Genomic DNA, 2,007 nt, shown 5'->3' with positions numbered 1-2,007 from the left:
ATCGCAACTATGAAAAAATCTAACATTAAACGTAATTACTTATTAATTGAACAATATAAAACTGGAGCGAAAATAGCATTACCAGTTAAATTGAAATGTAAAAAACTGAATATTAGTTTGAAAGATATCATTGATTCAACCCAAAATAATTATTTGCTAAGCAATAATAATAAACAAATAAAGTTAGAAGCAATAACAAGACAATTTGCACGCTTACGTGATAAAGTTTTTAAAAAAAATTATTGGACAGGTACACCTACCACATTTCATGAAATAAGATCATTAGCAGAACGTTTATATCGAGAACAACGGCTCGATACAATGACTTTATTAGGACATAAATCTCAACAGATGACAGATAGATATAATGACAATAGAGGTAGGGAATATAAAAAACTAAGGATTAATAAAGCATCCTATTTATGAGGTAGGTGAACATGTTGATTTTAAAGAACGGCCAACTGTTAATAACCGCGATTTAATTTGTAGCAACGATTACACCGGATCATTCAATAAAAATGGTTATATAAAACTACCCAGCGGATTAGTGATTCAATGGGGGGAATCAAGATATTCTCAAACTGCTGGGGTGAATGGCTATATACAATCGTTTCATACAGCGTTTCCGCATACGTGTTTTCTGGTTATGACAAGCGATAGGTATTACGGCGCAAATTCAACATCGGCACACCCAATTTCAGCATCACAATTTAGATGTTGGGGAAGATGTGGGCCTAGCGAATATGCTGACACCGATTTATTTTACATAGCATTAGGATTTTGAGTATGAAACATTTTTATAATTTTAAAACACAATCATTTTATATAGATGAAATCAATATTGATATACCACCAGATTCAATTGAAATCACAAAAGATCAACACATTGATTTATTTAACGAAATCAATGCGGGGTGTGTTATATTTAATGATTTAACGTATTCAGAGTCCCCACTGTCAGGTTTTCACAAATGGAACGGTGGACAATAGGTACTGGATATGGCAGCGGAAACTGATTTTAAAATCAGGAAAAACATAGCTCTCAGAGATAAATTAATAACTGACGCCAGTACGAAAAAAACATTATTACAATGCGCTATAAAACACAACGTAGCAACAGATAATGAAAAACGACTATTAGAGCGTTTAGAGTTATTTTCCATTGACGTTCCTCGTATTGACACGGCACATGTTAACGCTGTGTTTCCTGAAATACCCGAGTGATTAATCGGTTTCTTGGGACCAGTTAATATCTGATTGATTAATATCAATACGGGTTAATAAAATCATGTATGTTTTTACATTTCTGCCTCGTTTGATTCTAGCATATCTTAATCGATAATGTCTTGCAGGATTGTTATTTGTGTCCACATTATTAATTAATTGTTGTTGTTTTTATTTGTTGGTTTTTATTTTATCTATATTGCTGAGACTATCACTAATATTCTTTAGTTTTGATTGCCCGTTTGCATCAGCAACTATTTTTTTGTTGTCGGGTATGTCCGACGTAAAAAACCAATGATTATTGTCTAATTCTATTACATCATAATTGATATCATATATACTGGGCATTACCTCTGCCGTTGTTATTTTATTGAAATATCTCATATTAATATCCCTCGGCTGAGTATGAACATGCAAATTCACTCATCGCAACCATTCCCGATGCACCGAACATTCCCGCTGTTAGCCCTATTTCATGCAAACTATTGATTTCATAATTTATGATTTCAACTGCAGGTGTAGATGTTTCAATTGAGACATTGACAGATATAACTGTCTGGGTAAACGGTATTGGGAATGGAACTTTTACACAACCTAACGGGTTTGGTGAATGAAGCGGGTTGGAGACAGGCCATTTGTTGCCAACTCGTTTAAAGCCATCACTGTATATTTCATACCAGCCGTTTATGTTTGAACCTTTAGCAATAATAAAACGGCTAATCTGCTGGCCGTTTATTGCTATTTTTTTAAAATCAACATGTTCACCTACCTCATAAATAGGAT

5 protein-coding genes are annotated in these 2,007 nt (G+C 33.6%); 4 read left to right on the top strand and 1 reads right to left on the bottom strand.

The annotated features are described in order from the left end of the window. The 4 genes from A9G10_RS01670 to A9G10_RS01660 form a co-directional block, all read left to right on the top strand. A partial coding sequence (locus tag A9G10_RS01670; protein WP_218837310.1) for a tyrosine-type recombinase/integrase occupies nucleotides 1-426 on the top strand: 426 nt, incomplete at its 5' end. Next, the gene (locus A9G10_RS12965) at nucleotides 407-784 is read left to right on the top strand and encodes a gp53-like domain-containing protein (RefSeq protein WP_442903212.1); all 378 of its coding nucleotides are present in this window, start codon (nucleotides 407-409) and stop codon (nucleotides 782-784) included. The genes A9G10_RS01670 and A9G10_RS12965, both read left to right, overlap by 20 nt. Before the next feature lie 2 nt (nucleotides 785-786). Then, nucleotides 787-990, top strand: coding sequence for a hypothetical protein (locus tag A9G10_RS01665; RefSeq protein WP_065557971.1), 204 nt, complete (start codon nucleotides 787-789; stop codon nucleotides 988-990). A gap of 9 nt (nucleotides 991-999) precedes the next feature. Then, nucleotides 1,000-1,224 carry a tail fiber assembly protein gene (locus tag A9G10_RS01660; RefSeq protein ID WP_065557970.1) on the top strand — a complete coding sequence of 75 codons (225 nt, stop codon included), beginning with the start codon at nucleotides 1,000-1,002 and terminating at the stop codon, nucleotides 1,222-1,224. Between the two features lie 385 nt (nucleotides 1,225-1,609). Here A9G10_RS01660 and A9G10_RS12685 read toward each other — a convergent pair. Then, the coding region (locus tag A9G10_RS12685) for a hypothetical protein (protein WP_179855794.1) at nucleotides 1,610-2,007 on the bottom strand (398 nt) is incomplete at its 5' end.

Source organism: Gilliamella sp. wkB308 (assembly GCF_001690185.1).
Classification (GTDB): Bacteria; Pseudomonadota; Gammaproteobacteria; order Enterobacterales; family Orbaceae; genus Gilliamella; species Gilliamella apicola_I.
Note: the sequence above shows the minus strand (reverse complement) of the source record. Positions and strands in the feature narration are given on the sequence as shown.

Coding starts and splice junctions, on each gene's coding strand:
- A9G10_RS01660 (WP_065557970.1), top strand. CDS start 1,000: ATGGCAGCGGAAACTGATTTTAAAATCAGGAAAAACATAGCTCTCAGA.
- A9G10_RS01665 (WP_065557971.1), top strand. CDS start 787: ATGAAACATTTTTATAATTTTAAAACACAATCATTTTATATAGATGAA.